Source organism: Neobacillus terrae (assembly GCF_011393025.1).
GTDB lineage: Bacteria > Bacillota > Bacilli > Bacillales > Cytobacillaceae > Neobacillus_A > Neobacillus_A terrae.
Genome location: NZ_JAAOEO010000066.1, coordinates 1 through 2,483, shown reverse-complemented (window position 1 = coordinate 2,483; position 2,483 = coordinate 1). Strand labels below are relative to the sequence as shown.

The window sequence follows — 2,483 nt, the reverse complement described above, 5'->3', positions numbered from 1 at the left end:
TTATTCTGGTTATAATTCATTTTAAAGCCTCCTGGTATTTTGAGAGATTTGTCCTTTTTGCTGGCCAGCGTCAGGACACTTTTATTCTACCAAGAGGTTGTTTTTTTGTTCAAACTCCATTTTCCTTAATTACAGGAATGCTGCCCCTTTAGTTCAATAAGAAAAAAGCTGCCTAAATGAAGCCTTGTCCTCCAACTACAGTACCAGTTAATGCAATAGCACATTGTGTTAATCTTGAATCATTCCTTTGGACATTTTTTCAAACAGTTCCACTGGTATGGTAAATTTGGTTGTTTTCTCGTTACGTACATATGTTACTATTTCTACCTGCTTCCCTTTTCTTTCTACTTCTAATAATGAATTCTCACCTTTATCCCTAATTGAAACATATAGACCATTTTTCTTTTCTTTCTCTTTATATTCATAGTTCATACAACCACTCCCTGTTTTTTCATTTCTATACTCTATTTAGAAAATCCTTCTTGAAGTAACCTGCCCGTTAGCACAAGAAGAAAACGGAATCGACGCAACCATCCCGTTATTGAACATAAGCACCCGTTAGCCATCCATGCAGCGCAAAATCAGCGCTGCACCACAGAGAATGAAAATGGTCCTGGCAGTCTATACTGTTATAATGCTGGCGAAGAAGGTCTTTGAACTATGGTGCTTTTGAGCCCATCCGTTAGTCTGACTCCAACGACCACGGTGTACCACCGACTGTCGCGCCCTCTAGGGGTAGCACTCATGGGAGATTAATCCTTTTTCTGGTGGTTGCGCCAGCTTTACCTGATTTCATTTTAAGTAGAAGGGTTTCACAAGTCGATTTACCAGTCAATCTATATACGATCCTCCAAGAGGCTCAGCCTTTTTTTAAAAACTGGTTTTTCTGGGTCTATTTTTTCATGCTCTTTTTCAGTTTTTATTTTCATGGGAGTTGAAGAAGAAATGCTGTTAAACTACCTATAATTCGTCTTTTTTAACCATTGTCATAAATTTTGCAAAATCGGTGCTAAATTCGTCTTTCTTAACAAAACCAAGCTTTTCATATAGATGGATAGCTCTTTGATTGAACTTTGCCACAGTTAGTCGAATTGGAGTACCTTTATAGCTTTTTTCAATATAACGAAGAATAAAAGAGCAAAATTCAAAACCGTTACCTTTACCCACAAAATTAGGGTTCATACCTAGTCCCATATCAATTGAGTCATCTGAATAAACACCAATGTTTTTCCCAACAGGAACTTGAGCATTCTCTCCAGTGCAAAAAAATCCAAATAATTCTTTATTATCATTAACAAGTGCAAAGTATGAACCATCAAGTCTTTCCTTCATATCCTCATCAGTTAATTCACTATTGTAGAAATCATATGGTTTATCATATTCCCAGCTAAGTATATCTTTTGCTATTTCTTCATTCATATTTTCAATTAATAACTTCATATTCTACACCCCTTCCCCTATATCAATTCGATAATCTTGGAGGTTAATCCTTCTTAAACAAACCTGCCCCGTTTGTTTAATAAGAAAAGCTGCCCAGATTGGCAGCTTGAACTTCAACTCTTGATTCCGATAGTTGAAGAACGGGAGCTTTAAAATCAATCAAAATAGACAGGTTCATCTGGATTACGTAAATGTTTAAAAGCCAATTTAATTTGTGATTCCGTATTTCTGGCTATCGATAACGATGGTAATTCGTTTTCAGTAAAAAACTGAACAGCACTGGTTTCAATACCTTCTTTTGGTTGCCCACCAATGATTTCACATTGGATAAACATTTTGTAAACGTGATATGCGGAAGGTGGATGTGGATGACATTTCTTGTCCATTACAGCAATCAATTTTATGGCTTTAACGTCAAACCCAGATTCTTCTTTAACCTCTTTGATTGCAACTTCACTTGGAGTTAAACCTATGTCACCCCAACCGCCTGGTAACGACCAATCACCATCAGTATTTTCTCTAACCATTAATATTTTATTATCCCTAAATACAACAGCCCTAATATCAATTTTAGGTGTTGCATAACCAGTTTCATTGGCAAACAAATCCCTTATAACTGCCTTATCCATATCTGTATATTGTGACAATATTTCAACGCTCATATTTCTCAATAACTCAAATCTTTCCAAGTCATAAATATCTTTAGAATAAGTTAATCCTGCCTGTGCAATTGATTGCAGTTGTTTTGCCCAATCAAGCCATTTTGGTTCCAAGCCTTTTCACACCACCTACTGATTTTTACCTAATTTTACCTTGATTTAATCAAAAACTAAACTGATTCATCCTCAACTAGTCGAGTAGAAGGGAGCCTTTCTACCTTGCCATAGATTGTACTCTCCCCCCCTCACAGAACCGTGCTTGCACTATTAATGCACACGGCTCCTCCTAGTTACCATTCACAAAATATAGCTAATCTCTTAAATTGAGATTTTGCTAATTCTGCTATCCTTAGTAGTTTTGTTTCCATTTATCCCTACCTCTGA

General features: G+C 36.4%; 3 protein-coding genes. All 3 read right to left on the bottom strand.

The window, feature by feature from the left end; genetic code table 11:
- Window positions 1–228: 228 nt before the first annotated feature.
- Window positions 229–432: a hypothetical protein gene (locus tag G8761_RS26580; RefSeq protein WP_166030940.1), complete on the bottom strand. Its 204-nt coding sequence runs from the start codon at window positions 430–432 to the stop codon at window positions 229–231.
- A gap of 528 nt (window positions 433–960) precedes the next feature.
- Window positions 961–1,440: a GNAT family N-acetyltransferase gene (locus tag G8761_RS26575; protein WP_166030939.1), complete on the bottom strand. Its 480-nt coding sequence runs from the start codon at window positions 1,438–1,440 to the stop codon at window positions 961–963.
- A 155-nt stretch (window positions 1,441–1,595) separates the two neighbouring features.
- Window positions 1,596–2,213, bottom strand: a complete 618-nt coding sequence (locus G8761_RS26570) for an NUDIX hydrolase (RefSeq protein WP_166030938.1) — start codon at window positions 2,211–2,213, stop codon at window positions 1,596–1,598.
- Window positions 2,214–2,483 lie beyond the last annotated feature (270 nt).